23 protein-coding genes are annotated in these 26887 nt (G+C 66.4%); 11 read left to right on the forward strand and 12 right to left on the reverse strand.

From position 1 onward, the window contains the following. Positions 1-178: 178 nt before the first annotated feature. The 4 genes from TSA1_RS10365 to TSA1_RS10380 all read right to left on the reverse strand — a co-directional run bounded on the left by TSA1_RS10365 (position 179) and on the right by TSA1_RS10380 (position 2582). A complete protein-coding gene (locus TSA1_RS10365) occupies positions 179-370 on the reverse strand; it encodes a hypothetical protein (RefSeq protein WP_100176263.1) in 192 nt (63 codons plus the stop codon). A gap of 104 nt (positions 371-474) precedes the next feature. Further along, entirely contained in the window at positions 475-1383 is a 909-nt protein-coding gene (locus TSA1_RS10370) for a S49 family peptidase (protein WP_100176264.1), read from the reverse strand. 214 nt (positions 1384-1597) lie between these two features. Beyond that, complete coding sequence (locus TSA1_RS10375) at positions 1598-2362, reverse strand: tRNA1(Val) (adenine(37)-N6)-methyltransferase (protein WP_100176265.1); 765 nt, start codon at positions 2360-2362, stop codon at positions 1598-1600. Next, positions 2355-2582 (reverse strand): putative signal transducing protein, encoded by a 228-nt coding sequence (locus TSA1_RS10380; RefSeq protein WP_097659764.1) that lies wholly within the window; start codon positions 2580-2582, stop codon positions 2355-2357. The genes TSA1_RS10375 and TSA1_RS10380 overlap by 8 nt, the downstream gene beginning before the upstream one ends. Before the next feature lie 132 nt (positions 2583-2714). Between TSA1_RS10380 and TSA1_RS10385 the strand changes: the two genes are divergently transcribed. The 5 genes from TSA1_RS10385 to TSA1_RS10405 all read left to right on the forward strand — a co-directional run bounded on the left by TSA1_RS10385 (position 2715) and on the right by TSA1_RS10405 (position 7581). Further along, positions 2715-3722, forward strand: coding sequence for a polyprenyl synthetase family protein (locus TSA1_RS10385; RefSeq protein ID WP_100181067.1), 1008 nt, complete (start codon positions 2715-2717; stop codon positions 3720-3722). Between the two features lie 490 nt (positions 3723-4212). Beyond that, complete coding sequence (locus tag TSA1_RS10390) at positions 4213-4728, forward strand: winged helix-turn-helix transcriptional regulator (RefSeq protein WP_100176266.1); 516 nt, start codon at positions 4213-4215, stop codon at positions 4726-4728. A 1-nt stretch (position 4729) separates the two neighbouring features. Further along, positions 4730-5992 carry a beta-ketoacyl-ACP synthase II gene (gene fabF, locus TSA1_RS10395; protein WP_100176267.1) on the forward strand — a complete coding sequence of 421 codons (1263 nt, stop codon included), beginning with the start codon at positions 4730-4732 and terminating at the stop codon, positions 5990-5992. A gap of 73 nt (positions 5993-6065) precedes the next feature. Beyond that, entirely contained in the window at positions 6066-6698 is a 633-nt protein-coding gene (locus TSA1_RS10400) for a LysE family translocator (RefSeq protein WP_100176268.1), read from the forward strand. Between the two features lie 7 nt (positions 6699-6705). Beyond that, positions 6706-7581 carry an alpha/beta fold hydrolase gene (locus tag TSA1_RS10405; protein ID WP_174718846.1) on the forward strand — a complete coding sequence of 292 codons (876 nt, stop codon included), beginning with the start codon at positions 6706-6708 and terminating at the stop codon, positions 7579-7581. A 122-nt stretch (positions 7582-7703) separates the two neighbouring features. Here the strand turns inward: TSA1_RS10405 and TSA1_RS10410 are convergent, their stop codons facing one another. From TSA1_RS10410 to TSA1_RS10420, 3 genes are all read right to left on the reverse strand, one after another. Then, positions 7704-8588: a 4-(cytidine 5'-diphospho)-2-C-methyl-D-erythritol kinase gene (locus TSA1_RS10410; RefSeq protein ID WP_174718847.1), complete on the reverse strand. Its 885-nt coding sequence runs from the start codon at positions 8586-8588 to the stop codon at positions 7704-7706. A gap of 85 nt (positions 8589-8673) precedes the next feature. Then, complete coding sequence (locus TSA1_RS10415) at positions 8674-10470, reverse strand: tetratricopeptide repeat protein (RefSeq protein ID WP_100176270.1); 1797 nt, start codon at positions 10468-10470, stop codon at positions 8674-8676. A gap of 309 nt (positions 10471-10779) precedes the next feature. Next, positions 10780-12441, reverse strand: coding sequence for an electron transfer flavoprotein-ubiquinone oxidoreductase (locus tag TSA1_RS10420; protein WP_100176271.1), 1662 nt, complete (start codon positions 12439-12441; stop codon positions 10780-10782). A 135-nt stretch (positions 12442-12576) separates the two neighbouring features. On the opposite strand from TSA1_RS10420, the gene TSA1_RS10425 reads away from it, so the two are divergent. Further along, positions 12577-13380 carry a uracil-DNA glycosylase gene (locus TSA1_RS10425; RefSeq protein ID WP_100176272.1) on the forward strand — a complete coding sequence of 268 codons (804 nt, stop codon included), beginning with the start codon at positions 12577-12579 and terminating at the stop codon, positions 13378-13380. A 152-nt stretch (positions 13381-13532) separates the two neighbouring features. Here TSA1_RS10425 and TSA1_RS10430 read toward each other — a convergent pair whose 3' ends face one another. The 4 genes from TSA1_RS10430 to TSA1_RS10445 form a co-directional block, all read right to left on the reverse strand. Beyond that, the gene (locus tag TSA1_RS10430) at positions 13533-15041 is read right to left on the reverse strand and encodes a glycosyltransferase family 39 protein (protein ID WP_100176273.1); all 1509 of its coding nucleotides are present in this window, start codon (positions 15039-15041) and stop codon (positions 13533-13535) included. Between the two features lie 186 nt (positions 15042-15227). Next, a complete protein-coding gene (gene rnhB, locus TSA1_RS10435) occupies positions 15228-16013 on the reverse strand; it encodes a ribonuclease HII (RefSeq protein ID WP_100181069.1) in 786 nt (261 codons plus the stop codon). A gap of 76 nt (positions 16014-16089) precedes the next feature. Beyond that, a complete protein-coding gene (locus TSA1_RS10440) occupies positions 16090-16545 on the reverse strand; it encodes a VOC family protein (protein WP_100176274.1) in 456 nt (151 codons plus the stop codon). A 24-nt stretch (positions 16546-16569) separates the two neighbouring features. Then, a complete protein-coding gene (locus TSA1_RS10445) occupies positions 16570-17736 on the reverse strand; it encodes a PA0069 family radical SAM protein (protein WP_100176275.1) in 1167 nt (388 codons plus the stop codon). A gap of 220 nt (positions 17737-17956) precedes the next feature. Here TSA1_RS10445 and TSA1_RS10450 point away from each other — a divergent pair, with 220 nt between their 5' ends. The 4 genes from TSA1_RS10450 (at position 17957) to TSA1_RS10465 (ending at position 25193) form a co-directional block, all read left to right on the forward strand. Next, positions 17957-20368 (forward strand): phosphoketolase family protein, encoded by a 2412-nt coding sequence (locus tag TSA1_RS10450; protein ID WP_100176276.1) that lies wholly within the window; start codon positions 17957-17959, stop codon positions 20366-20368. Between the two features lie 2 nt (positions 20369-20370). Then, a complete protein-coding gene (locus TSA1_RS10455) occupies positions 20371-21561 on the forward strand; it encodes an acetate/propionate family kinase (protein ID WP_100176277.1) in 1191 nt (396 codons plus the stop codon). Positions 21562-21643: 82 nt separating this feature from the next. Beyond that, a complete protein-coding gene (locus tag TSA1_RS10460; protein WP_100176278.1) occupies positions 21644-23572 on the forward strand; it encodes a hypothetical protein in 1929 nt (642 codons plus the stop codon). 10 nt (positions 23573-23582) lie between these two features. Beyond that, a complete protein-coding gene (locus tag TSA1_RS10465; protein WP_100176279.1) occupies positions 23583-25193 on the forward strand; it encodes a PEP/pyruvate-binding domain-containing protein in 1611 nt (536 codons plus the stop codon). Here TSA1_RS10465 and TSA1_RS10470 read toward each other — a convergent pair. Continuing rightward, entirely contained in the window at positions 25187-26026 is an 840-nt protein-coding gene (locus TSA1_RS10470) for an RMD1 family protein (RefSeq protein WP_100176280.1), read from the reverse strand. The two genes, TSA1_RS10465 and TSA1_RS10470, sit on opposite strands and share 7 nt — an antisense overlap. A gap of 231 nt (positions 26027-26257) precedes the next feature. Between TSA1_RS10470 and TSA1_RS10475 the strand changes: the two genes are divergently transcribed. Then, a complete protein-coding gene (locus tag TSA1_RS10475; RefSeq protein WP_100176281.1) occupies positions 26258-26833 on the forward strand; it encodes a glycosyltransferase family protein in 576 nt (191 codons plus the stop codon). The last annotated feature ends 54 nt before the right edge of the window (positions 26834-26887 follow it).

The following is a 26887-nucleotide window of genomic DNA, read 5'->3' on the forward strand; positions in this document are numbered from 1 at the left end:
TCGCGGGGGTTTTGAATCGCGCGGGACCGTATCGACGGCGGGGGTGGGAATCAAGGCAAAGGGGGCGGAAATGGCTGTCATTCCGGGGCGATGCGCAGCATCGAACCCGGAATTTCGAGATTCCGGGTCCGGTCCTTTGGACCGCCCCGGAATGACGGTGCAAATGGAAAGGCGCTAGCTAACCCGGCCTATAAGCCCCGGTCGCGGGATCACGCTTCAGCGTCTGGATGTTCCCCATGTGGGCGGCTTCAGCGACGCGCGACAGGCGCATCTCCTCCAGCTCCAGGTTGATCCTGACAGCGGTCTTGTAGGCCCAGCGGACCACGGCAAGCCCGCCCAGGACGCCCGCAAATGCAACGAACGGCGGCATCGGTCGATCCTTGTCTAGTGCTCAGCCCCCACGTGCATTCTCGCGCAGTCGGGGCCGCGCCGCAATTGGGCGCCCTCGGACCAAATGGCGCGGGAGGGCCCAGCCTAGAACCCGAATTTCGCCCAAATCGCCCGCGTCTCGACCGCCGAGATCAGCTCATCCGGCAGCCCGGCCATTGATTCCATGGCCGAAAGTTGCCCCGCGCCGGGCGATTTCCGCCCCAGAAGGCCGGACAGCAAGCCGGTCGGCTGCGCAATCACGGGGGTGAGAACCTTCTCGCCATAGCGGGCACGAAGAGTTGAGCGGAGATCGCCGATGCTGTCGGCGAGCCCGAGCGCGACCGAACTCTCGCCGGCCCAGTATTCTCCCGTGAACAGGGTGTCGTCGGAGCCCTTGAGGCGCGCGCCGCGACTGTCCTTCACCAGCGAAATGAAGATCTGATGGATCTCGCGCTGAAGCGCCTTCAGCTTGGCGACGTCGTCGGGGTTCTCGGGCAGGAACGGATCGAGCATCGCCTTGTGCGCGCCGGCGGTGTAGAGGCGCCGCTCGATGCCGAGCCGCTTGATCGCCTCCTGGAAACCGAAGCTGCCGCCGACCACGCCGATCGAGCCGAGGATCGAGGAGGGATCGCAGATGATCTCGTCGCCGGCGCAGGCGATCATGTAGCCGCCGGAGGCCGCAACGTCCTCGACGAATACGAGCACCGGCAGCTTCTTCTCCGCCGCGAGCTGCTTGATGCGCAGGTAGATCTGGCGCGACTGCACCGGCGAGCCACCGGGCGAATTGATCACCAGCGCCACCGCCTTGGCGTGTCGATACGAAAACGCGCGCTCCAGCACCCTGGCGACGCCGGCGAGCGTCAGGCCCGGGCGCAGCGGCGTCACCGCGCCGATCACACCCGACAGCCGCACCACCGGCACGACCGCCGTACCGGGGCGGAAGCGCGCCGGCAGATATTGCATGAGCTTGTCGGCCAGGCCGGAACTCTCACGATCGTTCAACTGTTCGGCCATGCCGTTACCTCTGATTAACCATTTCTTATCACGCGACTGTCATTGGAAGTGCCTGGAACGTGTTTTGCAGAATTTCCGTTGGGAGGCTGCAATGAGGCAGCGGAGAACACCATGAAAATCTACCTGCTGATGCTGCTGATCGGTGCATTGTTCATGGCGATCCGCCTGACCACTCCGCAAGAGCAACAGTCGGAATCGCTTCCCCAGTAGGCCGTCACGGTTCCACCAGCGGCAAGGCCGCTCTCCCCTCCATAATCTTCGTCAATTCGTTTTTTGACACGCCTGACTCGTCGTTGAGCATGAGGCCCGGCAGCAATCGTGTCGGGGCCCGGCCGCCTTTGACCGCACGTACCAGCACGCGGATCGCGGGCCGCCCCGTCTCTCCGTGAACCGGCAGGATCGCGAGGCTGCCGAAGCCACGCGACAGTGCCGCCAGAACATCGGCGATTCCATCAGCACGCCAGATCAATGTCAGCGCGCCGTTCGATCGGAGGACACGCCGCGCTGCATGCACCCACGCATGCAGCGTCTGCTCCGTTGCCACATGCGCGCTGTGACGCAGCTGATCCGGCGAGCCGCGATGCCGGGCCGGATCGTTGAAGGGTGGATTCATCAGCACCACGTCGACGCTGTCGGGCGGCAGCCCGTTTGACGCAAAGGTCTCTGCGTCGGCCGTGACGTCGAGCACGATGGTCTCGGCGGCAATCGCGTTCGCCGCCGCGTTGTCGCGCGCGAGCGCGGCCAGCTCCGGATCGAACTCGACCAGGCCGAGCCTGATACCGGGAATGCGGCAGGCCAGCGCCAGCCCGGCCGTGCCGATACCTGCGCCGAAATCGACCACACGGTCCCCTGCCCGGGCCTCCGTCGCGGCCGCAAGCAGGATGGCATCATGCCCGGCGCGATGGCCGCTCCGCTTCTGCCTCAGGCGCAACTGGCCGCCGAGAAAGGCGTCCTCGGTCATATCTGCGGCCTCACTCATCGCCGCGCAGTTCGTGGCTGAGGCCGGCCTCGGTGAGGAGCGCCCGCGCCTCCTGGGCGTCGTCCTCGTGAACCAGGATCCGCCGCGGCAAAATGCCGAGCGAGCCCTCGATGATGCTCATGTTCTGGTCCAGTACCAGATGATGGATGTTGGCGCCGTCGAGCAGCGCGCCGATCGCCGATACCAGCACGATATCGTTGGTCCGAACCAGTTCGCGCAAATCAAGGGTCTCCTGCCTGAGGGGGGTCAAGCGGCAAATGTCAATGGTTCCGCAGCACTTGCCGCATCCGCCTGCAGTTTCTATTGTCTTTCCGTCAGAATAGCCCTTCCGGGGCAAATATTGGAGACCGGCGTGGCCGTCATCGTACCTTTCGAAACTCCCGGCGCGTCGATCGAAGAGCTGGTGGCCCTTGTCGCCCCTGACATGGAGCGCGTCAACGCCACGATCCTGTCTCGGACCGGTTCGGACGTGACCATGATCCCGGAAGTGGCCAACCATCTGATCTCCTCCGGCGGCAAGCGGCTGCGGCCGATGCTGACGCTCGCCATGGCCAACCTCGCCGGCTACACCGGCGACGGCCACATCAAGCTCGCCGCCTCCGTCGAGTTCATGCATACCGCCACGCTGCTCCATGACGACGTCGTGGACGAAAGCGAGATGCGGCGTGGCAAGCTGTCGGCGCGCATGCTCTGGGGCAACGAGGCGAGCGTCCTGGTCGGCGACTTCCTGCTCGGCCAGGCCTTCCGCATGATGGTCGAGGTCGGCTCGCTCCGCGCCCTCGACATCCTCTCCGCGGCCGCCGCCACCATCGCCGAGGGCGAGGTGATGCAGCTCGCCGCCGCCAAGAACACCGCCACCACCGAGGACGAATATCTCGCCGTGATCCGCGGCAAGACCGCCGAGCTGTTCGCCGCGGCTTGCGAGGTCGGCCCCGTCATCGCCAACCGCCCGAAGGCCGAGCAGACCGCCTGCCGCTCGGTCGGCATGAATCTCGGCATCGCCTTCCAGCTCGTCGACGACGTGCTCGATTACGGCGGCAAGAGCGCCAAGCTCGGCAAGAACACCGGCGACGATTTCCGCGAGGGCAAGATCACGCTGCCCGTCGTGCTCGCCTTCCGCCGCGGCAACGACACCGAGCGCGCGTTCTGGATCCGGGCGCTGGAGCGCGGCGAGATCGGCGACAGCGACCTCGATCACGCCATCGGCCTGATGAACAAGCACCGCGCGCTGGAGGACACAATCAGCCGCGCCCAGCATTACGGCGCCATGGCGGTGGACGCGCTGGCGCTGTTCCCGGCCTCGCCGATGAAGAGCGCGCTGGAGCAGGTCGTGGCGTTCTGCCTGGCACGCTCGCATTAGGCGCTGCTGCCCAGCAACCATTCCAGTTCTGCCAACCCCGTCATCCTGAGGCGCGAATGGCACGATGCGAAGCATCGCGCCAGGAGCCTCGAAGGATGCACGGCCGAGATGCAGCCGGGCGTCGCCCTTCGAGGCTCGCCCGGCGACGCTGTCGCGTCGCCGGGCGAGCGCCTCAGGGTGACGGTCCTAGATAAACGCCCGCTACACCAACATCGTCGTTGTGAGGCGACACCGCTGCTTCTCATGTCCCGGACGCGCTGCAGCGTGAAACGCTGCTGCGCAGAGCCGGGACCCACGCGACATGCACGGCTCTCGTCAACATGGACCCCGGCTCTGCAGCGCATCGCCAGGAGGCGCTGCGCTGCGTCCGGGGCACGAGAGTTGTTTGTTCGACAGCCACCGCTCATCACCATAGCCGCCGCATTCTCGCGGTCCGCATCTGCGGAACCAGTTACTTGCTTTTTGCAAGTTACTAACCTAACTTGCTGCCATGCAGCCCAAATCCCCCTCCATCCTGGAATGCCCTGTCGGCCGCGCGGTCGAGACCGTCGGCGAGTGGTGGAGCATTCTGATCCTGCGGGACGCGTTCCAGGGTGCGACGCGGTTTGACGAGTTCTCGCAGAGCCTCGGAATCGCGCCGAACATCCTGTCGCGGCGGCTCGCGCATCTCACCGCGAGCGGCATGTTCGTGCGTCGCCGCTACAACGAACGCCCGCCGCGTTACGAATATGTGCTGACGGACAAGGCGCGGGATTTCTTTCCCGTGGTCGTGGCGCTGCTGGCCTGGGGCAACAGGCATCTGGCGCCAAAGGGCGAATCCATCGTGCTGGCGAACCGCGACGATCGTCGCCCGTTCGATCCGGTGGTGGTGGACGCCAGCGACATGCAGCCGATCACGCTCGCCAACGCGGTCGTTGTCGCAGGTCCGCGTGCCAGCCGCGGGATGCGTGCGCGGCTCGCTTCGCTCAAGGCCATGAACCCGGCGGTCGCGCCGGCCGGAGACTGACATGCGTCGTATCGTCGTGACAGGAATGGGCGCGGTGTCGCCGCTCGGCTGCGGTGTCGAATTGTCGTGGCGCCGGCTGCTCGCCGGCCAGAGCGGGCTGCGCCCGCTGCCCGAATGGTCGCAGGCGCTGCCTGCGCGCATTGCCGGCCTCGTGCCCGACAAGGCCGATGACGCCGAGGGTGGATTCGATCCATCCAATGCTGCCGCGCCAAAAGACCAGCGCAAGATGGACCGCTTCATCCTGTTCGCCCTGCTCGCCACGGCCGAAGCGGTCGCACAGGCCGGATGGACGCCGCAGGACGCGAGCGCGCTGGAACGCACCGCGACGATCATCGCATCCGGTGTCGGCGGCTTCCCGGCGATGGCGGAGGCGGTGCGCATCACCGAGCAGCGCGGCGCGCGCCGGCTCTCGCCGTTCACGATCCCCTCGTTCCTGGCCAATCTCGCCGCCGGCCACGTCTCGATCAAATACGGCTACAAGGGTGCGCTGGGCACGCCGGTCACCGCCTGCGCCGCCGGCGTGCAGGCGATCGGCGATGCCGCGCGCATGATCCGTGCGGGCGAAGCCGATGTCGCGATCTGCGGCGGCGCGGAGGCCTGCATCGATATCGTCAGCCTCGGCGGCTTTGCCGCGGCGCGGGCGCTGTCGAGCGGATTCAACGACGAGCCCGCGCGCGCCTCGCGCCCATTCGATCGGAAGCGCGACGGTTTTGTCATGGGCGAAGGTGCCGGAATCCTGGTGGTCGAAGAGCTCGAGCACGCGCTGGCGCGCGGCGCCACGCCGCTTGCGGAGATCGTCGGCTACGGCACCACCGCGGATGCCTATCACATGACGTCGGGCCCGCCCGATGGCGAGGGCGCCCGCCGCGCCATGGAGATCGCGCTCCGGCAGGCCAAGCTTGCACCCGTTGATCTGCAGCATCTGAACGCACATGCGACCTCGACGCCGGCTGGCGACGAGAGCGAGCTCGGCGCCATCGCCGCGCTGTTCGGCCGCAACCGCGGCATCGCGGTGAGCGCGACCAAATCCGCCACCGGTCATCTGCTCGGCGCCGCCGGCGGCCTTGAGGCGATCTTCACGGTGCTCGCCTTGCGCGACCAGATCGCGCCGCCGACCCTCAATCTGGAAGACCCCGACGCGGGCGCCGACGGCATCGACATCGTCTCGGGCAGCGCGCGGCCAATGGCGATGCAGCACGCCATCTCCAACGGCTTCGGCTTCGGCGGGGTGAATGCCAGCGTGATCTTCCGCCGCACGGGCTGAACGAGAGGCTTTGAGCGAGAGGACTTTGAACAACAGGCCTTGCAATCGCGGCCCGCTCCGTTACGAAAACGGGATGATCGAAACCAATTTCTGGCTGTTCCTCGCCGCGGCCTGTCTCATCGCCGCGGTCCCCGGCCCCGGCATCTTCTACGTCGCCGCACGAACCTTGTCGGAAGGACGGGCCAACGGCTTTGCATCGACTGCGGGCACGGCACTGGGTGGGCTGGTTCACGTGGTCGCCGGCAGCCTCGGCATCTCCGCCATCATCCTTGCGAGCGCCGAGCTGTTTGCCGCCGTGAAGTTCGTCGGCGCGCTCTATCTGGTTTGGCTCGGCATCAAGACCTTTCGCAGCGCCGGCCGCGCGCTGCCGCTGGAGAGCGAAAGCACCGGCGACAAGCGCGCGTTCCGCGACGGCGTGCTGGTCGAGGCGCTGAACCCGAAGACCGCCGCGTTCTTCCTTGCCTTCATCCCGCAGTTCCTCGATCCCGCGGGATCGAGCCCCACACTGCAGTTCATCATGCTCGGCGCAATCTCGGTCGCGTTGAACACGCTCGCCGATATCATCGTGGTGCTGATGGCCTCCGCAACCCGCACGCAGCTGGTCGGACGGCCGCATCTGATGCGCCATCTCACCCAGGGCTCCGGCGTCTTCATCGCGGGCCTCGGCCTGTCGCTCGCACTGGCTCGGCGGCCGGCGAATGGATAGCGCCGTGATGCCCGCTCCGAAAAGCTGCTTCTACGAGTCCCACGGTCTGCGGCTACATTACGCCGATTGGGGCAACGAGAGCGCGCCGCCTCTCATCCTGGTCCATGGCGGCCGCGATCATTGCCGAAGCTGGGACGGCATCGCCCGGTCGCTGCAGCCGCATTTTCACGTGGTCGCACCCGACCTGCGCGGCCACGGCGATTCCGACTGGACCCGCGGCGGCAGCTACGCCCTGACCGAATATGTCTACGATCTCACCCAGCTCCTCCGCGTCATCGCTGCAACCGAGGTCACGCTGATCGGCCACTCGATGGGCGGCATGGTGAGCCTGATCTTCTCGGGGGCGTTTCCGGAGCACGTCAAGAAGCTGGTCGTGCTCGACGGCGTGACGATGCTGCCGGACACGCCGAAACCGCCGGTGCACGAGCGCATCGGCAAATGGGTCGCCCAGCTCGACAAGCTTCACGACCGCACGCCGCGTCGCTATGCGACCCTGGAGGACGCAGCGGCGCAGATGGTGCTTCACAACAAGCGCCTCGCCCGCGACCTCGCGCTGCATCTTGCAACGCACGGCGCGCGGCAGAACGAGGACGGCACCTATAGCTGGAAGTTCGATCCCTATCAGCGCGCCTCGGCGCCGCACCGGCTCTGGCCGGACGATCACGTCGCGCTGTGGTCCCGCATCGCCTGCCCGACGCTGCTGCTCAATGCCGGCGAGAGCTTCTTGGCCGGTGCCAGAGCGGCGGGCCTGGAGCGCTATTTCCAGAACGCGCGCATCGAGACCATCGCCGGGGCGGGACACTGGCTGCAGCACGACAAGCCGGACGAGGTGCTGGGCGAGATCCGGCGGTTTTTGGGATTGGCCGAAGACGGCAGCAACTAGCTCTGCTGCCGTAGAGTGGGCAAAGCGAAGCGTGCCCACGCTGTGTCACCGTATCAGAAATGTCGTGGGCACGGCGCAAGCGCGCCTTTGCCCATCCTACGGCGTAGCCTTTGGAGACGCACCTAGCTCAATGTCCCCGCATGCACCCACCAGCCGGGATGGTCGCGCCGGATCCTTTCGGCCGCAGCATGCGCATCGGCGGGCGACCCATAGATCGCAAAGCACGTTGCGCCGGAGCCCGACATACGGGCCAGCTTGACGCCGGCGGAGTCACGCAGCGCCTGCAGCACTTCGCCGATCACGGGCTCGATCCGCAACGCAGGCGCTTCGAGATCGTTGGGAACGCTTTCGAGAACCTCGACCCAATCGGCGATCGACCCGCCCTCCTCCGGCCAGGCCGGAGCTCCCAGAACCGAGGTGGCGCCGACCAGGAGCTCGCCGTTGCGCAGGCCGAGCTCCTTGAAAACATCCTTGGTGGCGACAGGCACGCGGGGATTGACCATCACGCAGGGCATGCTGGGCAGCTCGAGCGGCAGCAGCTGCTCGCCCACGCCGGTCATGTCGCAGGCGCGCGAGAACAGGCACACCGGCACGTCGGCGCCGGTCGCGAGCGCGACCTTCTGCAGGCGGGGATCATCGAGCGACAGATCGTTGAGACGCGCCAGGAGCCGCAGCGCCGCCGCGGCGTCGGCCGAGCCACCGCCGATGCCGGCTGCCACGGGAAGCACCTTGTCGAGCGCGAACGCGCCGAGCTTCAGGTTCGGCACCGCCTCGGCCAGCAGCTTGGCGGCCTTGAACACGAGATTGTCGGAGGTATCGCCGCAGGCCGCGGCCAGCGGCCCGGTGGTGGTGAGCTTCAGCTCGCCAGCCGGCTCCAGCGTCAGCCGGTCGGCGCAGTCGGCAAACGCGACCACGCTTTCGAGATCATGATAGCCGTCGGCACGACGTCCGACGACGCGAAGGCTCAAATTGACCTTCGCCCGTCCTTCTTCAATCAACGCCGGCATCGGCGACACGCCCCCAACTTCAGTTCCTTGTCGCGCATGATCTTGTCGGAAAACCGCTACACACTTTTCCGGATCATGCGCAAGACTAGCCGCCCTTGCCGTCGTCCTTCTTCTTGTCCGCCTGCGCGGCCGAAGAGTTCGCGTTGTCCTCGCTGAGGCCGTTGGCGATCTTCGCCTCGATCTTCGGAAGCTCCTCCGGCTCGGGCTTGAGATCGCGGGCATGCGCCCACTGGAATTTGGCTTCCAGCGTGCGGCCGACGCGCCAATAGGCATCGCCAAGGTGATCGTTGATGGTCGGATCTTCCGGCTTGAGGTCGATCGCGCGCTCGAGGTTCTTCACCGCCTCTTCGTAATTGCCGATGCGGTAATAGGCCCAGCCGAGGGAGTCGACGATATAGCCGTCGTCGGGACGCTGCTCGACGGCGCGCTTGATCATCTTCATGCCTTCGTCGAGATTCACGCCCTGGTCGATCCAGGAATAGCCGAGATAGTTGAGCACATGCGGCTGGTCTGGCTGCAGCTCGAGCGCCTTCTTCATGTCGGCCTCGGCCTTGGCCCACTCCTTGGAGCGCTCCTCGCAGATGCCGCGATAATAGTACCAGACGCTGTTGGCCTTGTCGTTGCCGGCCGGCAGCACGTCGACCCCGCGCGAGTAGGTCGCGCCGCAATCGCCGAACTTCTTGCGGCCGCGCTCGATATTGCCGAGCGCCATGATGGCTTCGAGATCCTTAGGGTCCTCCGCGGTGACGCCCTTGAGGATCTTGATCGCCTCGTCGGTGCGGTCGGCGGAATCGAGGTCAATGGCGAGCTGAATCTGCGCGTTACGCTTCAGCGGCGATGTCGCGGGCACGCGCTCATAGACCTTGATCGCCATCTGCGGCCGCTTCACCGATTCGTAGAGATCGGCGAGCGAGAGCAGCGCCAGCGGATGCGTCGGCTGCAGATAGAGCGAGAGCTGGAGATAGACCAGGGCCAGATCCTCGCCGCCGCGGCGAGTCAGCGTCGCGCCGATACCGTAGAGCGCCTCGGCAGCGCCGGCCTGCGCCGAATCGACCAGCGGCGGCATCTTCTTGCCGGCCTTGGTCTCACGCAGGCCCTCCTGGATCAGCGGATGGCGCGCGAGCTTCTTGTCGAAGGCCTGATAGACCGTGGTCGCGGCGGCGGAATCCTTGTTGCGCGACAGCCAGCGCGCATAGGCCTCGGTCACGCGCAGCATGGAATCGTCGAGCTTGTAGGCGCGCTCGAAACGGGCGCCGGCGTCCTTCTCCTTGCCCGCGAGCTCGAGGATCATGCCAGCATGAAGATCCTTGAAAAGCGGATACCATTCCGGACCTGCCAGCTTGTCGATGGTGGCGACGCCGCCCTTGGCATCGCCCGCGCCGTAGGCAGCCCACCCCGACAGCAGCGTGGCGACGAGATCGGTGATCGGGCCGCGGATCGACTGGTTGATGTTGGTCTGCGCGGCTGCGTATTTCTTCACCTTGAGATCATGCACACCGACGACGAGACGCGCGACGCGGTTGGTCTTGTCGATGGTGAGGATGCGCTCGGCGAGCTTGACCGCTTCCTCGATGTCGCCGTCGGCGACGGAGGAGATGAAGGCGCGGTCGAGCAGTTCGTTGTTCTTGGGATCAGTGCGCAGCGCCGAGCGATAGAACGCGGCGGCGGAAGCGGCGTCGCGCTCGACGCTGGCATGGCGGGCGGCAAGATAGCTGCCGGCGGTGGTGAGCGACTTCAGATCGTTCCGGGTCGGAAACTGCGCCGCCGTATCGGAGGGATGATCCGGCGTCTGCGCCAGGACCCTGCCGGGGACGGTTGCCATCGCTGTGCCCATGAGGGCGATGGCGGCAACAGTCCAGCGGTTGAAACGATTTGAAAGCATCAGGGCTCGCCTTGAGTTGGTAGTGCCTGGGTTTGCAGCAGAGGGCCGTATCGCATGCGAACGCGGCCGGAGGCATCCGGACCCGGAACCGTCAGTCTGACAATGCCGCTTTTGGCGCTTCGCCGCAAGGATTCGGACCGAGGGTCCCCCTCCGCACGCCCCAAATCGGCCCGTAACAGGTCAAGAGCAGCCCCAAGACGCCGCCACTATGGCCTTATCGTGGCCGCGACCGGTGGCCGCGGCCCACTCCTCACGCGAACGTGCACCGGACCGCCTTCGTGTGATCAGGTCCGCCTGTCCGGTCCGCGCTTACATCGCCTCGTAGTTCGGGCCGCCGCCGCCCTCTGGCGGAACCCAGGTGATGTTACCGTTAGGGTCCTTCACATCGCAGGTTTTGCAGTGGACGCAGTTCTGGGCGTTGATCTGGAAACGCAGGCTCGATCCTTCCTCGACCCACTCGTAGACGCCGGCGGGGCAATAGCGATTCGAAGGACCGGCGAAGACGTCGTGCTCGGAGGTCTTTTGCAGGTTCATGTCCGCGACCTTGAGATGGACCGGCTGGTCCTCCTCGTGGTTGGTGTTGGACAGGAACACCGAGGACAGCTTGTCGAAGGAGATCTTGCCGTCCGGCTTCGGGTAGTTCTTCGGAGCGTGGCTCTTCGCCGCGTCGAGCGTGGCGCGGTCCGGCTTGGCATGAGACTGGGTGCCGAACAGCGAGGCGCCGAACAGCGTGTTGCACCACATGTCGAAGATGCCGAGGCCCGCGCCGATGAAGGTGCCGAACTTCGACAGCAGCGGCTTGGCGTTGCGGACGGGATAGAGGTCCTTGCCGACGACGGAGTCGCGCCAGGCGTTCTCGTATTCGGCGAGCTCGTCATTGGCGCGGCCTGCAGCCAGTGCGGCGCTCACATGCTCGGCGGCGAGCATTCCGGTGCCCATCGCATTGTGCACGCCCTTGATGCGCGGCACGTTGACGAAGCCGGCAGCGCAGCCGATCAGCGCGCCACCGGGGAAACTCAGCCGCGGCACCGACTGGTAGCCGCCTTCGGTGATGGCGCGGGCGCCATAGGCCAGCCGCTTGCCGCCTTCGAGCGTCGAGCGCACTGCCGGATGGTTCTTGACGCGCTGGAACTCGTCGAACGGCGACAGATAGGGATCGTTGTAGTTGAGATGGACGACGAAGCCGATCGACACCAGGTTCTCGTCGTAATGATAGAAGAACAGGCCACCGCCCGTATCGTTCTTCAGCGGCCAGCCGACCGCATGCTGGACCAGGCCCTTCTGGTGCTTGGCGGGATCAATCTGCCAGACTTCCTTGAGGCCGATGCCGAATTTCGGCGGCTCGCTCTTGGCATCGAGCGCGTATTTCGCGATGAGCTGCTTGGTCAGGCTGCCGCGCGCGCCTTCCGCGAACAGCGTGTACTTGCCGAGCAACTCCATGCCGCGCGTGAAGGAGTCCTTCGGCTTTCCGTCACGGCCGATACCCATGTCGCCGGTGGCGATACCCCTGACGTTGCCCGCCTCGTCATAGAGCACCTCGGCGGCGGCAAAGCCCGGATAGATCTCGACGCCGAGCGCCTCGGCCTTGCGCGCCAGCCAGCGACAGACATTGCCGAGCGAGCCGATGTAGCAATGATGATTGTTCATCAGCGGCGGCATGATGAAGTTGGGCAGCTTGATCGCGCCGGTCTCGGTGAACCAGAAGAAGCGATCGTCCTTCACCTGGGTCTTGAGCGAGCAATCGGGATCGTCGCGCCAGTCCGGGACCAGCTTGTCGAGACCTGCGGGATCGATCACCGCGCCGGAAAGGATATGTGCGCCGACCTCGGAGCCCTTCTCGACCACGACGACGTTGAGATCGGCATTGAGCTGCTTCAGCCGGATCGCGGCCGACAGGCCCGAGGGGCCGGCGCCGACGATGACGACGTCGAATTCCATGGATTCGCGCGGGGGAAGTTCTTCGGTGCTCATCTGATCTCAGCCCTTGAGACGGTCCTCGGTCGTTTGCGGCCCCCTTGTTTCCGATTTTTCCGGGCAGGACAACAGCGGAAATGCGTTTCGCTGGGATGCAAGGCGCCCCAAAATGATATAAAAGTCTGACTTTCCATGATCCCCGAACCCGCCCCCACCGTCCGTGAGCTGCTTGCCTTCTATCTGGAGGCGGGAGTCGACTGTGCGCTCGCAGAGGAACCGATAGACCGCCTGGCGGAAATCGATGCGCCGCCGCCGGCCCCGCGCGTAGCGCCAGCCGAGGCGCCTCGGCCGGTGGCAGCGCCCGCGGTGATGCGTGGCGAGGCCGCACCCGCGCCCGACATCGCCATTGCTTCGGCGCGCGAGGCGGCGCGCACCGCGCCGACGCTGGAGGCGCTGCGCGAGCTGATGCAGAACTTCGAGGGCTGCGCGCTGAAGCACACCGCGACGCGGCTGGTGTTCGCCGACGGCAATCCGCAGGCACGCATCATGTTCGTCGGCGAGGCGCCGGGCCGCGACGAGGACATCGAAGGGCTACCCTTCGTCGGACGCAGCGGCAAGCTGCTCGACCTCATGATCGGCGCGATCGGCCTCAACCGCGGCACCGCCTACATCGCCAACGTGATACCCTGGCGGCCGCCCGGCAACCGTACGCCGACGCCGCAGGAAACGCAGGTGTGCCTGCCCTTCATCCAGCGCCAGATCGAGCTGGTGAATCCCGACGTGCTGGTCACGCTCGGCAATCCCTCGACCCAGACCCTGCTCGGAACGCGCGAAGGCATCATGCGCACGCGCGGCCGCTGGTTCGACTACGAGACGGGTGCGCGCACCATCCGCGCGCTGCCGACGTTTCATCCGGCCTATCTGCTCCGCTCGCCGTCCTACAAGCGGCTGGCCTGGCAGGATCTGCGCGCGATCGCGAAGGTGCTGGCGGGATAGCGCTCTCGTGTCCCGGACGCGGTGCGACACGCAGTGACACTCCGCAGAGCCGGGACCCAGAAAGCAACAAGGTACGATGCGGAGAGATGGGCCCCGGCTCTGCAGCGCACCGCCGAAAAGGCGTTGCGCAGCGTCCGGGGCACGACACCTGCCTACGTCCCCTTCGGCCGCACGATGGCCCAGCCGACGCGCAGCAATTGCTGGCGCCCGGTCACCAGCCATTCGAAGGCGCGCGGCACTTCCGGCACGATGCCGGGAAAGCGTTTGAGGATGTCCGGCGGCGGGGTGCCGGCGGTATCGGAGGCGCGCCAGACCACGACACCGCCGGTCTCGCTGAACTTGGTCTGATCCATCCATGGCGTCCGCGCAGGGTTCGCGTCGATGAAAAGGTGCGGTCGCCCCGAATGCAGCGTGATCAGGCTCGCCAGCTGGGTCTCGCCGGCAACCGCGCGCAGGCGGTGGTTGGTGCGGCGGGCGAAGCTCTCGTCGAAGAAATCCGAGATCGCGCGCGCGGGCATCGAGGTCGCGATCTCGTTGGCCCCGGTCCAGGGCAGGAACAGCACGGCGAGCACCACGCCGGCGGCCGGCGCGACGACGGCGGCAGCCCACACCATGCGCAGCATGCGCGCGCGGCGCATCGCGATGAGGTCGCCGGCCGCGACGACCACGGCAAGCCCGGACAGGACCAGCACGACACCGGCTCCGCCCACCACGGAATCGAGACCCAGCAGGCCCGAGATCAGCACGGCACCGAGCGCCGGAGCCAGCGCGAAGAAGAAGACGAAGTTGCGGGCGAGCGGCTCGACCGGCGGACGATAGATGATCGGCGCCTCCTCGCCCTTGGCGACGAACAGGCCGGTGTTGAGGAAGGTCAGTGCCGGAATCGCGGCGCTCCCGAGCACGAGACCGCCGAGCAGCCACGCCGCGTGGAGCGCGCGGGCGTTCAGCTCGGCGACCTCAGGCAAGGTGGGCAGAACCAGCGTCTGCGCCCGCATCAGCCAGACCGCATAGGGCAGCGCCAGCACGGCCACGACGATCAATGCGAACAGCGGATCGAGCGCGCGCAGCGTGCGGCGGCCGCCGGCGGTCGAGAGCGCGAAGACGACGAACAGGAGCAGCAGGAAGATCGCGGCGGGCGTTGTCAGCAGCAGCAGGCCGGCCTCGATCGACCAGGCGAACCAGGCATTGCCGCGGCGCTGGCCGATGATCTGCCAGGAGTGCAGCAGCAGCAACGCCCAGAGCGGGCGGGCCAGGACGAGGGGACCGAAGTCGAGCGCCGACGAGGAGAACGCGAGCACCGTCATGGTCAGGAGCACGGCGAGCACCGCCTGCTGCGACCCGACCACGGCACGGGACAGATGGTAGAGCGCGATGAACGTCGCGATCTCGCAGAGCTCGGCGAGAACATAGACGCCGAACATGTGGCCGCCTGCAGCGCGATAGGCGATGTCGGCGAGCCAGACCGGCAAGGGCGGACCGAGATCGGTGCCGACCTGGTATTCGCGTCCGAAGGCAAGGAGCGTTGCGAGCGTGCCGGGCGGGCTGCGGTAGAACACCAGCGCCACAAAGAGCCACATCGCGGCCTGAAGCAGCACGGCGATCCACACGATCAGCCGCGGCCGGGCGCGAATGAGCTCGATGACCAGGGAGGTAAACCGCATGCAACGCCCGAAAGATGCAGCCAACCCGTCCAGCCGGCCCTATTCGCTCACATCTGTTTTGATAAAGGGCGTCATGCGTCGTGGCAACGGCGGTTTGCTCGTCATGCCCGGGCTTCCACGTTCTCGTACCGCAGGAAAGACGTGGATGGCCGGGTCAGGCCCGGCCATGAAGCTGTGGGGCCAGCCCTAGAGATTCGCCGACGCCTCGATCTCGACGCTGGCTTCCGCCTGCACTTCGAGCTCGGTGACCGAGAACAGGTCCTGCACCGGCTCGACCGTCCACGGCATATGCTTGGCGCGGGCGGCGGCGACGGGGGCGAAGAAGCTGCGGTGGTGGACGGTGGGGCCGAGGCGATTCAGCGCATCGAGGTGCTCGGGGACGCCGTAGCCCTTGTGCTGCTCAAAACCGTAGCCGGGACAATCCTGCGCCAGCGCGCACATCAGGCGGTCGCGCGTCACCTTGGCGACGATGGAAGCCGCGGCGATCGACAGCACGATACCGTCGCCGCCGATCACGGCCTCGCAATCGCAGGACGTGTCGAGTCGGTCGCGGCCGTCGACGAAGACGTGACGGGGCGCCTCCGGCAGCGCCACCACGGCACGCTTCAGCGCCCACAGCGAGGCGCGCAAGATGTTGTCGCGATCGATTCGCGACGGTGAGGCGACGGCGACGGAGACCTGCGCGGTCGCACAGATCCTGTCGAACAGCTTTTCGCGCGCCTCGGCCGTCAGGCGCTTGGAATCGTCGATGCCGCGCGGGATGCGGTCGGGATCGAGAATCACCGCGGCGGCCACCACGGGACCTGCGAGCGGGCCACGGCCGGCCTCGTCGCAGCCGGCAACCGGCCAGATGCCGCGCTTGATCAGCGCGCGCTCGCGGCGAAAGCTGGCCTTGGCAGGCGCGATCTTCTTCGCGTCGACCTGCTTGGGCGCGTCTTTGGCCGGCTTCTTGGTGGACTTGTCCCGAATCATGGCCGGGATGGTGCGCAAGCGCCCCGGCCGGCGCAACCGGGAACCCCGCGCAATTCCCGTTATTCAGGTTGGCGCCCTACTCTGCCAGATGCACCCGCCGGTCATCGCCGAGCTCGATGCCGGGCGCGACCACGACCTCCCAGGGATGGCCGTCCGGATCGGCGAAATAACCGGAATAGCCGCCGTAATCGGTCTCGTGCGCGGCCTTCAGCAGCCTCGCGCCCTTGCCGAGGGCGAAGGCCAGCACCGCATCCACTTCCTCACGCGTGGCACAGTTCCAGGCGAGCGTCATGCCGCGGAAGGTCGATGACCTGGGATTGTCAGGCAGCTTGGCGTCGGCCGCGAGCTGATCCCAAGGATACAGCGCGAGCACCGGACCACCGGTATCGTAGAACGCCACCGCCTCGCCGGTCGCCTTCAGCCGGCGCGAGAAACCGAGCGCGTCGTAAAAGGCAATGCTGGCGCGGATATTGCTGACGCCGAGCGTGATGACGGTGAGCCGCGGCACCGGAGCCGAAACTTCCTTACCCATGCGACGCCTCTTTCACTTGCTCGCTCAGAACAGGCTGAGCTGATCGCCGTTCCGATTCGGCCGCGCAAAGTGATCCGCGGTCAGCTTGGAGCGCCGCTTGTTGAGCCCGAGCCGCTCGCAGGCGATCTCGAAGCGGCGGCCGATGGTCCAGGCCATCGGTCCCGTCCCCTTCATCCGCTCGCCCCATTTCGCGTCGTAGTCGCGGCCGCCGCGCATGTCTCGGATCAGCGTGAAGACGTGGCGATAGCGGTCCGGATAGTTCGCCATCAGCCATTCGCGGAAGAGATCGCGCACCTCCAGCGGCAGCCGCAGCAACACATAGGAGGCCTCCTTGACGCCGGCATGGGCGGCGGCATCGAGGATGCGCTCGATCTCGGAATCGTTCAGCGCGGGGATCACGGGTGCGACCATCACGGTGGTGGGAATGCCGGCATCCGAGAGCTGCTTCAGCGCCTCCAGCCGCTTCGGCGGCGTCGAGGCCCGCGGCTCCATGGTGCGCGCCAGTTTTGGATCGAGCGAGGTCACGGAGATCGCGACCTTGGCGAGGTTGCGCTTGGCCATCCGCGCGAGAATGTCGATGTCGCGGACCACCAGCGCCGATTTGGTGACGATGCCGACGGGATGGCCGGCACGCTCCAGCACCTCGAGAATGCCGCGCATGATTTTGCGCTCGCGCTCGATCGGCTGGTAGGGATCGGTGTTGGTGCCGATCGCGATCATCCGCGGCTCGTAGCCGGGCGCGGCCAGCTCCTTCTCCAGCAGCGACGGCGCCTCCGGCTTCACGAACAGTTTCGACTCGAAGTCGAGCCCCGGCGACAGGCCGAGATAGGCATGGGTCGGCCGCGCAAAGCAGTAGACGCAGCCATGCTCGCAGCCACGATAGGGATTGATCGAGCGGTCGAAGCCGATATCGGGAGACTCGTTGCGGGTGATCACCTTGCGCGAGGTGTCGACCGCGACCGTGGTCTTGAACGGCGGCAGCTCTTCCAGGCTCTGCCAGCCGTCGTCGAACGCGACCCGCGCCTCGGCCTCATACCGGCCGCTGGCGTTGGACTGTGCCCCCCGCCCTCGCCGGCGTGCGCGGTCGATGGCAACGCCAAGCTCAGGAAAATCAGAGTCCACACCCGCCGGCTCGGAGGGCGCCTTGACCGGCGGGTGCTTGAGAGCATGTGAGGATGCTGCTGGACTCATGAAGCCAAGATAGCACGCCAAAGGAACAAATCAAGAACACAAACCAAAAATGGAAAAACAACCCCATGCACAGTAGCCCGCCCAAATTTCGGGCGCGGTCCTTTGACCTCACGCAACATGCCTGTCGCAACGATTCCGTTTGATGCCGGTCAGGGATCGATCGCGCCGGAACAATGTTGGTGACGATCGCGGGCGTAGCTCGGCAACAATCGGCAAGAACATGACAAATCAACAACAATCGGCCTCAGCGACCAATGACCTTGATCTCCTTGATCGCTACTGGCGCGCCGCAAACTACCTTTCCGTCGGGCAAATCTACCTGCTCGACAATCCGCTGCTGCGCGAGCCCTTGCGCGCCGAGCACATCAAGCCGCGATTGCTCGGCCATTGGGGCACGACGCCGGGCCTGAACTTCATCTACGCCCACCTCAATCGCGTCATCCGCGCACTGGACGTCAGCGTGATCTATGTCTGCGGCCCCGGCCATGGCGGACCGGGCATGGTCGCCAACACCTATCTCGAAGGCAGCTACAGCGAGATCTACCCTGATATCGCGCGCGATGCGGACGGCATGCGCAAGCTGTTCCGGCAGTTCTCCTTCCCTGGCGGCATTCCGAGCCATGCGGCGCCGGAAACGCCGGGCTCGATCCACGAGGGCGGTGAGCTCGGCTACGCGCTGGTGCACGCCTATGGCGCCGCGCTGGACAATCCCGACCTGATCGTCGCGTGCGTCGTCGGCGACGGCGAAGCCGAGACCGGCCCGCTCGCTGCATCCTGGCACTCCAACAAGTTCCTGAACCCCGCCCATGACGGCGCGGTGCTGCCGATCCTGCATCTCAACGGCTACAAGATCGCCAATCCGACCGTGCTTGGCCGAATGCCCGACAGCGAGATCCGAGATCTCTTCCGCGGATTCGGCCACGAGCCGCTGTTCGTCGAGGGCGATGACCCCAAACTGATGCACCAGGCCATGGCGGATGCGCTCGACGTCGCGCTTGCCAGCATCCGCTCGATCCAGCAGCATGCCCGCGATGGACGCGACAGCGTCGAAAGGCCGCGCTGGCCGATGATCGTGCTGCGCAGCCCGAAAGGCTGGACCGGCCCGAAGGAGGTCGACGGCAAGAAGGTCGAGGGTTTTTGGCGGGCGCATCAGGTGCCGGTTGCAGGTTGCCGCGAGAATCCGGCGCATCTGAAAATTCTCGAAGACTGGATGCGCAGCTACGAACCTGAAAAGCTGTTCGATGCGAAGGGCGCGCTCGTTCCCGAGTTGCAGGCACTGGCCCCGGAAGGCACCCGCCGCATGGGCGCCAATCCGCATGCGAATGGCGGGCTGCTCAAGAAGGAACTCAAGCTGCCGGACTTCCGCAGCTTTGCGGTGGACGTGCCGCAGCCCGGCGCCGTCACTGGCGAAGCGACCCGCGAGCTCGGCAAATTCCTGCGCGACGTCATCCGCCTCAACGCGACCGAGCGCAACTTCCGCATCATGGGTCCGGACGAGACCGCGTCAAACCGTCTCGACGCGGTGTTCGAGGAGACCGAGCGGGTCTGGATGGAGCCGATCGAGCCTTACGACGTCCATCTGGCGCAGGACGGCCGCGTCATGGAAGTCTTGAGCGAGCATCTCTGCCAGGGCTGGCTCGAAGGCTATCTGCTCACGGGACGGCACGGCTTCTTCTCCTGCTACGAAGCCTTCATCCACATCGTGGATTCCATGTTCAACCAGCACGCCAAATGGCTGAAGGTGACACGGCATCTGCCGTGGCGGCGGCCGATTGCCTCGCTCAACTATCTGCTGACCTCGCACGTCTGGCGGCAGGACCATAACGGCTTCAGCCATCAGGACCCCGGCTTCGTCGATCTCGTCGCCAACAAGAAGGCCGACATCGTCCGCATCTACTTCCCGCCCGATGCCAACACGCTCTTGTGGATCGCCGACCACTGCCTGCGCACCTATGACCGCATCAACGTCATCGTCGCCGGCAAGCAGCCGGCGCCGCAATGGCTGTCGATGCAGGACGCAGCCACGCATTGCGATGCCGGCATCGGCATCTGGAGCTGGGCGGGGACGGAAGATGCGGGCGAGGAGCCCGACGTGGTGATGGCCTGCGCTGGCGACGTACCGACGCTGGAGACGCTCGCTGCCGTCGACCTGTTGCGCAAGGCGCTGCCGGACCTGAAGATCCGCGTCGTCAACGTCGTCGATCTCATGACGCTGCAGCCGAAGGAGCAGCATCCCCACGGGCTTTCGGATCGCGACTTCGACAGCCTGTTCACGACGGACAAGCCCGTGATCTTCGCCTATCACGGCTATCCCTACCTGATCCATCGCCTGACCTATAACCGCACCAACCATGCCGGCATGCATGTGCGCGGCTTTGCCGAGGAAGGCACCACGACGACGCCGTTCGACATGGTCGTGCTCAACGAGCTCGACCGCTACCACCTCGCGATCGAGGCGATCGAGCGCGTGCCCGGGCTCGCGGCCAAGGCCGCGCCGGCCAAGCAGCAATTCCGCGACAAGCTGATCCTGCATTCGCGCTATGTGCGGGAGCACGGCGAGGACATGCCGGAGATCCAGGGCTGGGTCTGGCCCAACAGCTCCGGCGGCAGCAGCCCGGCTGGAGCCGGCTAGCCATGTCGGACACGGTCCTCGTCCTCAACTCGGGATCGTCGAGCATCAAGTTCGGCCTGTTCGATATCTCGGCGACCGAGCCCGGCCTGGTGTGCAAGGGCCTGCTCGACGAGCACGAGGCCAGACCCCGCCTGGTGGTGAGGAGCCCCGCCGGCGAAGACCTGTTCGAGACACGACGAGAAGCGGCGGATGCCGACGGCGGCCATCTGTTCGCCGACGTGCTCGCCTTCATCGAGGACCGGTTCGGCGAACGCAGCCTGCGCGCCGTCGGCCATCGCGTCGTTCACGGCGGGCGGGACTATTCAGGCCCGGTCGTGTTGTCGGACGCGGTCACGGCGAAGCTCGAAGCATTGACGCCGCTGGCGCCGCTGCACCAGCCGCGCTGCCTCGCGCCGGTCCGCACGCTCGCCGCGATCCGGCCGGCGCTGACGCAGATCGCCTGTTTCGACACCGCCTTCCACCACGCCATCGCGCCGCCGGCGAGCCGCTTCGCCATTCCCAGGCGCTTCGAGGAGCGTGGCATCCGACGCTACGGTTTTCACGGCCTGTCGTTCGAATATGTCGCGGGGCGCCTCGCCCAGATTGCACCCGAGCTCATCGCAAAGCGTAGCGTCATCGCCCATCTCGGCAACGGCGCCAGCCTGTGCGCGCTACGCGACGGCCGCAGCATCGACACCACGATGGGACTGACGCCGCTCGACGGCCTCGTGATGGGCACGCGCTGCGGCACGATCGACCCCGGCGTGCTGCTCTATCTGCAACAGCACGAGAAGATGTCGCTCGAAGACGTCCAGCACCTGCTCTATCACGAGTCCGGCCTCTTCGGCGTCTCCGGTCTTTCCGCCGACATGCGCACGCTGCTGGCGAGCAGCACAGAAGCGGCGCGGGAGGCGGTCGACCTCTTCACGTTCCGGGCGGCGCAAGCGATCGTGATGATGGCGACCACGCTCGGCGGGCTCGATTGCCTGGTCTTCACCGGCGGCATCGGCGAGCATGCCGAGGAGATCCGCAGCGCGATCGGCGAACGGCTCGGCTGGCTCGGCGTGCGGATCGATGCGGCGGCGAACGAAGAGACGCGCGAGCGGATCAGCCGCGACGATAGCGCTGTCGACGTGCTCGTCATCCCGACCAATGAAGAGCTGACGATCGCGCGGCATTGCGCAGCTCTGATCCGCGGACGCGACGTCACGTGACATTTTTATGAATGATCTGCCGCAACGACGCCGTCAAAGTCGCGTGGCATAGAGTCCGCATCAATCATCGAGCGGACGGATCATGAAGACCCACATCATCGAAGAGCTCGGACAAGGCGGCATCCTGTTGCCCGCGCTGGTCGCGGAAGGGCTTGCCGCCAATGATCGCATCAAGGTGCGCATGAGCGCGCTACAGGCAGCGGCCCAGCATGCGCAGGAGCCGGGCCGACCCGCGAGTGACCTTGGCATCGAAAGCCAGACGGCGGGCATCGCCCCCGCCGCCATCGCGACGCTGATCGGTGGCGCGCATCTGGTCGGACACGGCCGGCTCGCGGCGCCCGAACTCGCAAAGCTGATGCAGGAGATCGCGGACGACGCAGCGACCATGATCCGCGCCGTCGGCGCCGGCGCCGCGAGCGAAGGCGAGAGAGCGCAGGCGCGCCTCGAGGCAATCCGCGCGGCCGGCCTGCTCGAGTCCACCGGCGAGATCGCAATGTCCCATATCGCGCGCCTGACCGGTGTCGCGGACGCGGGCGGCGACAGCCTGCATCGCCTCGTCATGGATCTGCACAAGCAGCTCAACAGGCTGGCAACGGCTTGCGCGGAAGAAACGCTCGACGGCGCCCATGTCTTCGGTCTGCACAGCGAGGACCGGACGGCGGTCGCCGCTTTCATGAAGGGCCTGAACGCGACGCGCGGCCTCAAGTTCAATCATCCGGGCCTCGACACCATGGCCACGCGAACCGAGGGCCGGCTGCTGATCCAGAACGACATCGGCACCACGGACGCCCATGTCGTCGTGATCGCGGTGAAGAAGAACGCGGTCACCGTCACCTACACCGACGTGCACCTCGCCCGCGCGAAATTCTTCATTTCGCTGTTCGACAAGTTCGAGGCGAGCTGGAGCGGGCTCGATCGTCACACCGCCACAGGGCTCGGCGAGGACAATTCCTTCTATCTCGTCACCGGCCAGTATCAGACCGGACACGCTGCCGATCGCAACGAATTCCTCGCGGCGGTCGGTGCCGCGCTGGTGTTTCTGATCGACTGGAACAAGGCGCGCAAGCTGCTGAGGAGCTGGGTCGCCAAGGAGGACGCGGTCCACATCCTGGAATGGGCGGCCCGGCAGCGGATCGGCCATCGCGGTTTCCTCGAGCTCGGCGGCAACGATCTGCTGGGCTCTGCGGTGCGGAACGCCGCTCCCGCGCGGATCGGCTTCGGCGAGCGGCTCGACCAGGCGCTCGGCCGCAGCCCTGCCATCGATTTTCTCAAAGCGTCACTACGCGCGTCCACCGAGGCATTGCTCGCGGGCCGTTCGGTCAGGACTGTGCGCGACCAGATCGAAGCCGACCTGATGCGGCATTTGGATCGCGTCGACGGAGCGTTGCTCGCAGCCGTGCTGCGCCAAATCGGCCTCGCCCACGATCTCGTCGCAGCGATCTCACGCCATATCGCCGCCTTGCGCGCCGGCCAGCCCGCCGACGCCGCCTTGCTGACGCAGCACTGCGGCATGATCGAGCAGAAGGCCGATCGAATCGCCTTCGAGGGCCGCAACGAGGTGGACCGCCTCAATGCGCGTCCGCTGATCGGGCAATTGATCGATCGCGCCGAGGAAGCCGTCGACGAGCTGGAGCAGGCTGCATTCATCGCCTCGCTGATGCCGGGAAGGACCGATCCATCCCTGCTGGCAGCGCTGGCCGAGCTTTGCGCCGTGGCGGCGACCGCGACTGAAGTCGCCGCGAGCGGCGTTGCCGCGGCGATCGACGTGCCGGAGGGACGGCACGCCGATTCCGAGGACGCGCTCTCCGCCGTGACCCGCCTGATCGATGCCGAACACGCCGCCGACAGCCGCGAACGCGCGACGACCGCGCTGGTCTTCTGCGGCGGCTTCGACGTCGCGACCTCGCTGTCGGTGATCGAGCTCGCCCGTGCCGTCGAGCGCGCCACCGACCGCTTCGCCTCGTTCGGGCACCTGCTCCGCCGTCACATCATGATCGATCTTGCAGCCTGAGGAAGCCACCATGCATATCGTGCGTATCGGCGCTGAAACCTCCGAATTGCGGCCCGCCGAAGAGATCGGCGCCAAGGCCGCCAGCCTCGCCCGCATGGCGGCACTGGGTCTGCCGGTGCCGCCTGCCTTCGTGCTCCCGGTCAAGCTCTGCGCCGACATCATTGCCGGCCATGCGCACGCCGCGCGACACCTGCGCGATGGCCTGGAGGAGGGAATTTCGTTCCTGGAGAGCGCGACCGGAAAGCGCTTTGGCGATCGCCGGCAGCCGCTCCTGGTGTCGGTGCGCTCGGGCGCGGCGCGATCGATGCCAGGCATGCTCGACACCGTTCTCAATGTCGGCTGCACGTCCGATGCCGTGCACGGCCTGATCCGTGCGACCGGCCGGCCGCGGCTCGCCTGGGACTGCCGGCGCCGTTTCCTGGAGAGCTTTGGCGAGACGGTGCTCAATATCGACCAGACCGAATTTGCCGCGCACATCTGCGAACTCGTCGCCGCCGAATCTGCCGGCAGCGACCGTGAACTCGACAGCGAAGCGCTTGAGCGGCTCGCCAGCCGCGAGCAGGCTCTGATCGAGGATCGCGCCGATGGCTCGTTGGAGGATGCCTTCGCGCAGTTGGAGGCAGCAGCCCAAGCGGTTTATCGCTCCTGGATGAGCGAGCGCGCGCAGACTTATCGACGCCTCCAGCACCTCGAGACGCTCGAGGGCACCGCCGTGACCGTGCAGGCGATGGTCTTCGGCAATGGCGGTATTGCCTCCGGCGCGGGCGTTGCATTCTCGCGCGATCCGTCGACGGGCGCGCGGCGCCCGATGATCGACCTCGTGCTCGATGCGCAGGGGGAAGACGTCGTTTCCGGGAGGCGCGCACCCGATACGGCCGAGGCGATCGCCCGTGAATTACCGAAGCTCGAATCGGAACTTGGCGATATCCTGAGGCAACTCGAGCGCACGTTCGCCGACGTCCAGGACGTCGAGTTCACGGTCGAGAACGGCAAGCTCTGGATCCTCCAGACCCGGGCGGCCAAGCGCACGCCGCGGGCCGCCGCCAGGATCGCGATCGACTTCGTGCATGAAGGACTGATCTCCGAGGACGAGGCCTTGGGACGGATCGCGGAGATCGACCTTGCTTCGCTCACCGAAACCCGATTGGTTGCCTCGGGCAAACCCGCGACGACCGGCATCGGCGCAAGTGGCGGCATCGGGATCGGACGAGCGGCGTTTTCGTCCGAAAGCGCTCAGCGCCTGTCGGCCGCGGGCGAGCCGGTCATCCTGCTGCGTCCCGATACCAGCACGGCCGATGTCGCGGGCTTCGCTCTGGCCGCCGGCATCGTAACGGCGGTCGGCGCGCGCACCTCGCATGCAGCCTTGGTGGCCCGGCAAATGGGCAAGCCCTGCTTGGTCGGCTGCCGTGAGTTGAAGATCGACCTTGTCGCGAGGCGTGCCCAGCTCGGAAATGCCGTTCTCGCCGAAGGCGAATGGATTACGATCGAAGGCGACGCCGGGGAGCTCTATCTCGGGCGCTGCGAGACGATGCGGACACAGCCCGAAGCCGAGCTTGCCGAGATCGCCGCGTGGAAGGCGCAATCCGGCCGACCCGGCAGGCTCGCCGCAGCGGCTCAGTGAATGCCGGTAAAAATCTGAAAACACCCGATCGCGACCTCGATCACGATCAGCACCACGACCGCGATCTCCAGCCGGAGCGAGCGCTGGGTGTCGATGATGTCGGTCAGTGCGTTGGCGGTCTCCGACACCGCGGTGAGCTTGCGCTCGAGCGTGTCGAGGCGTTCCTTCAGCTCGTACTCGTCCTCGAGGCGGGAATAGAGCCGGTCAAGCTCGGGCTTCTCCCAGAGCACGTCGGGCTTCTCGGCGATCGCGACGCGGCCGGCGACGCGCTGCTGCACCAGCAGAGCACTGCCGATCAATTGCAGGATGCCCTTTCGCCGGCGTGGCGTGCGGCCGTGTTCGGCGAGCTCCCGTGCAAACGGCTCGATCACGTCGAAGACCGCAGCGACGCGCCGCTCGTCGCGCGCCAGCGACGTGCTCTTGGCGAGAGCATCCGCAACCAGCAGCAGCCGGTCGTCGGAGAATTTGGCGAGGCAGATCGGCCCCCCCGGCTGGATCGCCTCGGCGGCCTCGTCGTTGCAGAGCTGCGCCTGCGCGATCTCCTCCTCGTACGGGCTGAGCTCGCCGGTCACGCGAGACTTCAAATTGTCGATGAGGACTTTCTCCTCCGAAGGCAGCAGGCCGATCAGCACCACGACGCCGTAACGGAAGATCACGACAAGGCCGGCGTGGACGCGGAAGGCGGCCGGAGTGGACGAGACCAGCGTCCCGATCTCCAGGCCGGAGGCATTGATGCGGTCTCCCAGCATCAGCGCCCGGATCCGCAGCGTCGGCGCAGTCCCCTGCTTCGGCGGTGTTGGCGCCATACCAACGGCGAGTTGATCGGCGTTCATGCAAGGCCTCCGTCGCGGCGCAGCCACGGGTTAACGCAATCGGGATCGTGCCGAAACATTCGGCAATATTGCGGGCCCGCCCGTGACACATTCGGCTGCGATGACGGGAGGCGGTTTACCATCGCATGCCGAAGCGCGGCCGGAAAGTTGCACTCGGCAACGCCGCGTGTTTATGACAACATCATAACGAGCTCCGCTTCTTTCCGAAGTGCAGACATTGAAGCCTCGATCATGTTGAGCGTCATCATTCCGACCGAAGGCGTCGAGCAGACGGCGGTCGCCACGCTGGCCGCGCTGGTTCCCGGCGCCGCCGCCGGGATCATCCGGGAAGTGCTCCTGGTCGACGGCACCCGCAACGGCGTCATCGAGCGCGTTGCCGACGTCGCAGGCTGCCGTTTCGTCGGCTTCGAGGGATCCTCGCAAGGCGCCGCGCTCGCGGCCGGCGCACTCCAGGCCCGCTCGCCTTGGCTGATGTTCCTGCCCGCGGGCGCGGTGCTGGAAACCGGCTGGATCGAGGAAACCACCCAGTTCATCCAGGCCGTCGCGACCAGCGGCCGGGATCGGGCTGCCGTCTTCCGTTATGCGCGCTCACCTTACGCCGATACCGGCTTGCGGGATATCCTCCGCGCCATGGCGCGCAAGCTTGTCGGCCCGCTCGGCGACCAGGGACTTTTGATCGCGCGTGATCATTACGACCGGATCGGCGGCTACCCGCCGCAGGCCCGCCATTCCGAAACACGGCTGCTCCGGCGGCTCGGCCGTTCGTCCCGGACCATGCTGCGCAGCCGGATCGTCATGGTCGCCTGAGGCCGCCAGATACTTGCCAAAGTCAAACAATTAATTGACAATGGCAAATATCGA

Origin of the sequence: Bradyrhizobium nitroreducens (assembly GCF_002776695.1) — a bacterium.
GTDB lineage: Bacteria > Pseudomonadota > Alphaproteobacteria > Rhizobiales > Xanthobacteraceae > Bradyrhizobium > Bradyrhizobium nitroreducens.

Coding starts and splice junctions, on each gene's coding strand:
- TSA1_RS10365 (WP_100176263.1), bottom strand. CDS start 370: ATGCCGCCGTTCGTTGCATTTGCGGGCGTCCTGGGCGGGCTTGCCGTG.
- TSA1_RS10370 (WP_100176264.1), bottom strand. CDS start 1,383: ATGGCCGAACAGTTGAACGATCGTGAGAGTTCCGGCCTGGCCGACAAG.
- TSA1_RS10375 (WP_100176265.1), bottom strand. CDS start 2,362: ATGAGTGAGGCCGCAGATATGACCGAGGACGCCTTTCTCGGCGGCCAG.
- TSA1_RS10390 (WP_100176266.1), top strand. CDS start 4,213: ATGCAGCCCAAATCCCCCTCCATCCTGGAATGCCCTGTCGGCCGCGCG.
- fabF (WP_100176267.1), top strand. CDS start 4,730: ATGCGTCGTATCGTCGTGACAGGAATGGGCGCGGTGTCGCCGCTCGGC.
- TSA1_RS10400 (WP_100176268.1), top strand. CDS start 6,066: ATGATCGAAACCAATTTCTGGCTGTTCCTCGCCGCGGCCTGTCTCATC.
- TSA1_RS10405 (WP_174718846.1), top strand. CDS start 6,706: ATGCCCGCTCCGAAAAGCTGCTTCTACGAGTCCCACGGTCTGCGGCTA.
- TSA1_RS10410 (WP_174718847.1), bottom strand. CDS start 8,588: ATGCCGGCGTTGATTGAAGAAGGACGGGCGAAGGTCAATTTGAGCCTT.
- TSA1_RS10415 (WP_100176270.1), bottom strand. CDS start 10,470: ATGCTTTCAAATCGTTTCAACCGCTGGACTGTTGCCGCCATCGCCCTC.
- TSA1_RS10420 (WP_100176271.1), bottom strand. CDS start 12,441: ATGAGCACCGAAGAACTTCCCCCGCGCGAATCCATGGAATTCGACGTC.
- TSA1_RS10425 (WP_100176272.1), top strand. CDS start 12,577: ATGATCCCCGAACCCGCCCCCACCGTCCGTGAGCTGCTTGCCTTCTAT.
- TSA1_RS10430 (WP_100176273.1), bottom strand. CDS start 15,041: ATGCGGTTTACCTCCCTGGTCATCGAGCTCATTCGCGCCCGGCCGCGG.
- rnhB (WP_100181069.1), bottom strand. CDS start 16,013: ATGATTCGGGACAAGTCCACCAAGAAGCCGGCCAAAGACGCGCCCAAG.
- TSA1_RS10440 (WP_100176274.1), bottom strand. CDS start 16,545: ATGGGTAAGGAAGTTTCGGCTCCGGTGCCGCGGCTCACCGTCATCACG.
- TSA1_RS10445 (WP_100176275.1), bottom strand. CDS start 17,736: ATGAGTCCAGCAGCATCCTCACATGCTCTCAAGCACCCGCCGGTCAAG.
- TSA1_RS10450 (WP_100176276.1), top strand. CDS start 17,957: ATGACAAATCAACAACAATCGGCCTCAGCGACCAATGACCTTGATCTC.
- TSA1_RS10455 (WP_100176277.1), top strand. CDS start 20,371: ATGTCGGACACGGTCCTCGTCCTCAACTCGGGATCGTCGAGCATCAAG.
- TSA1_RS10460 (WP_100176278.1), top strand. CDS start 21,644: ATGAAGACCCACATCATCGAAGAGCTCGGACAAGGCGGCATCCTGTTG.
- TSA1_RS10465 (WP_100176279.1), top strand. CDS start 23,583: ATGCATATCGTGCGTATCGGCGCTGAAACCTCCGAATTGCGGCCCGCC.
- TSA1_RS10470 (WP_100176280.1), bottom strand. CDS start 26,026: ATGAACGCCGATCAACTCGCCGTTGGTATGGCGCCAACACCGCCGAAG.
- TSA1_RS10475 (WP_100176281.1), top strand. CDS start 26,258: ATGTTGAGCGTCATCATTCCGACCGAAGGCGTCGAGCAGACGGCGGTC.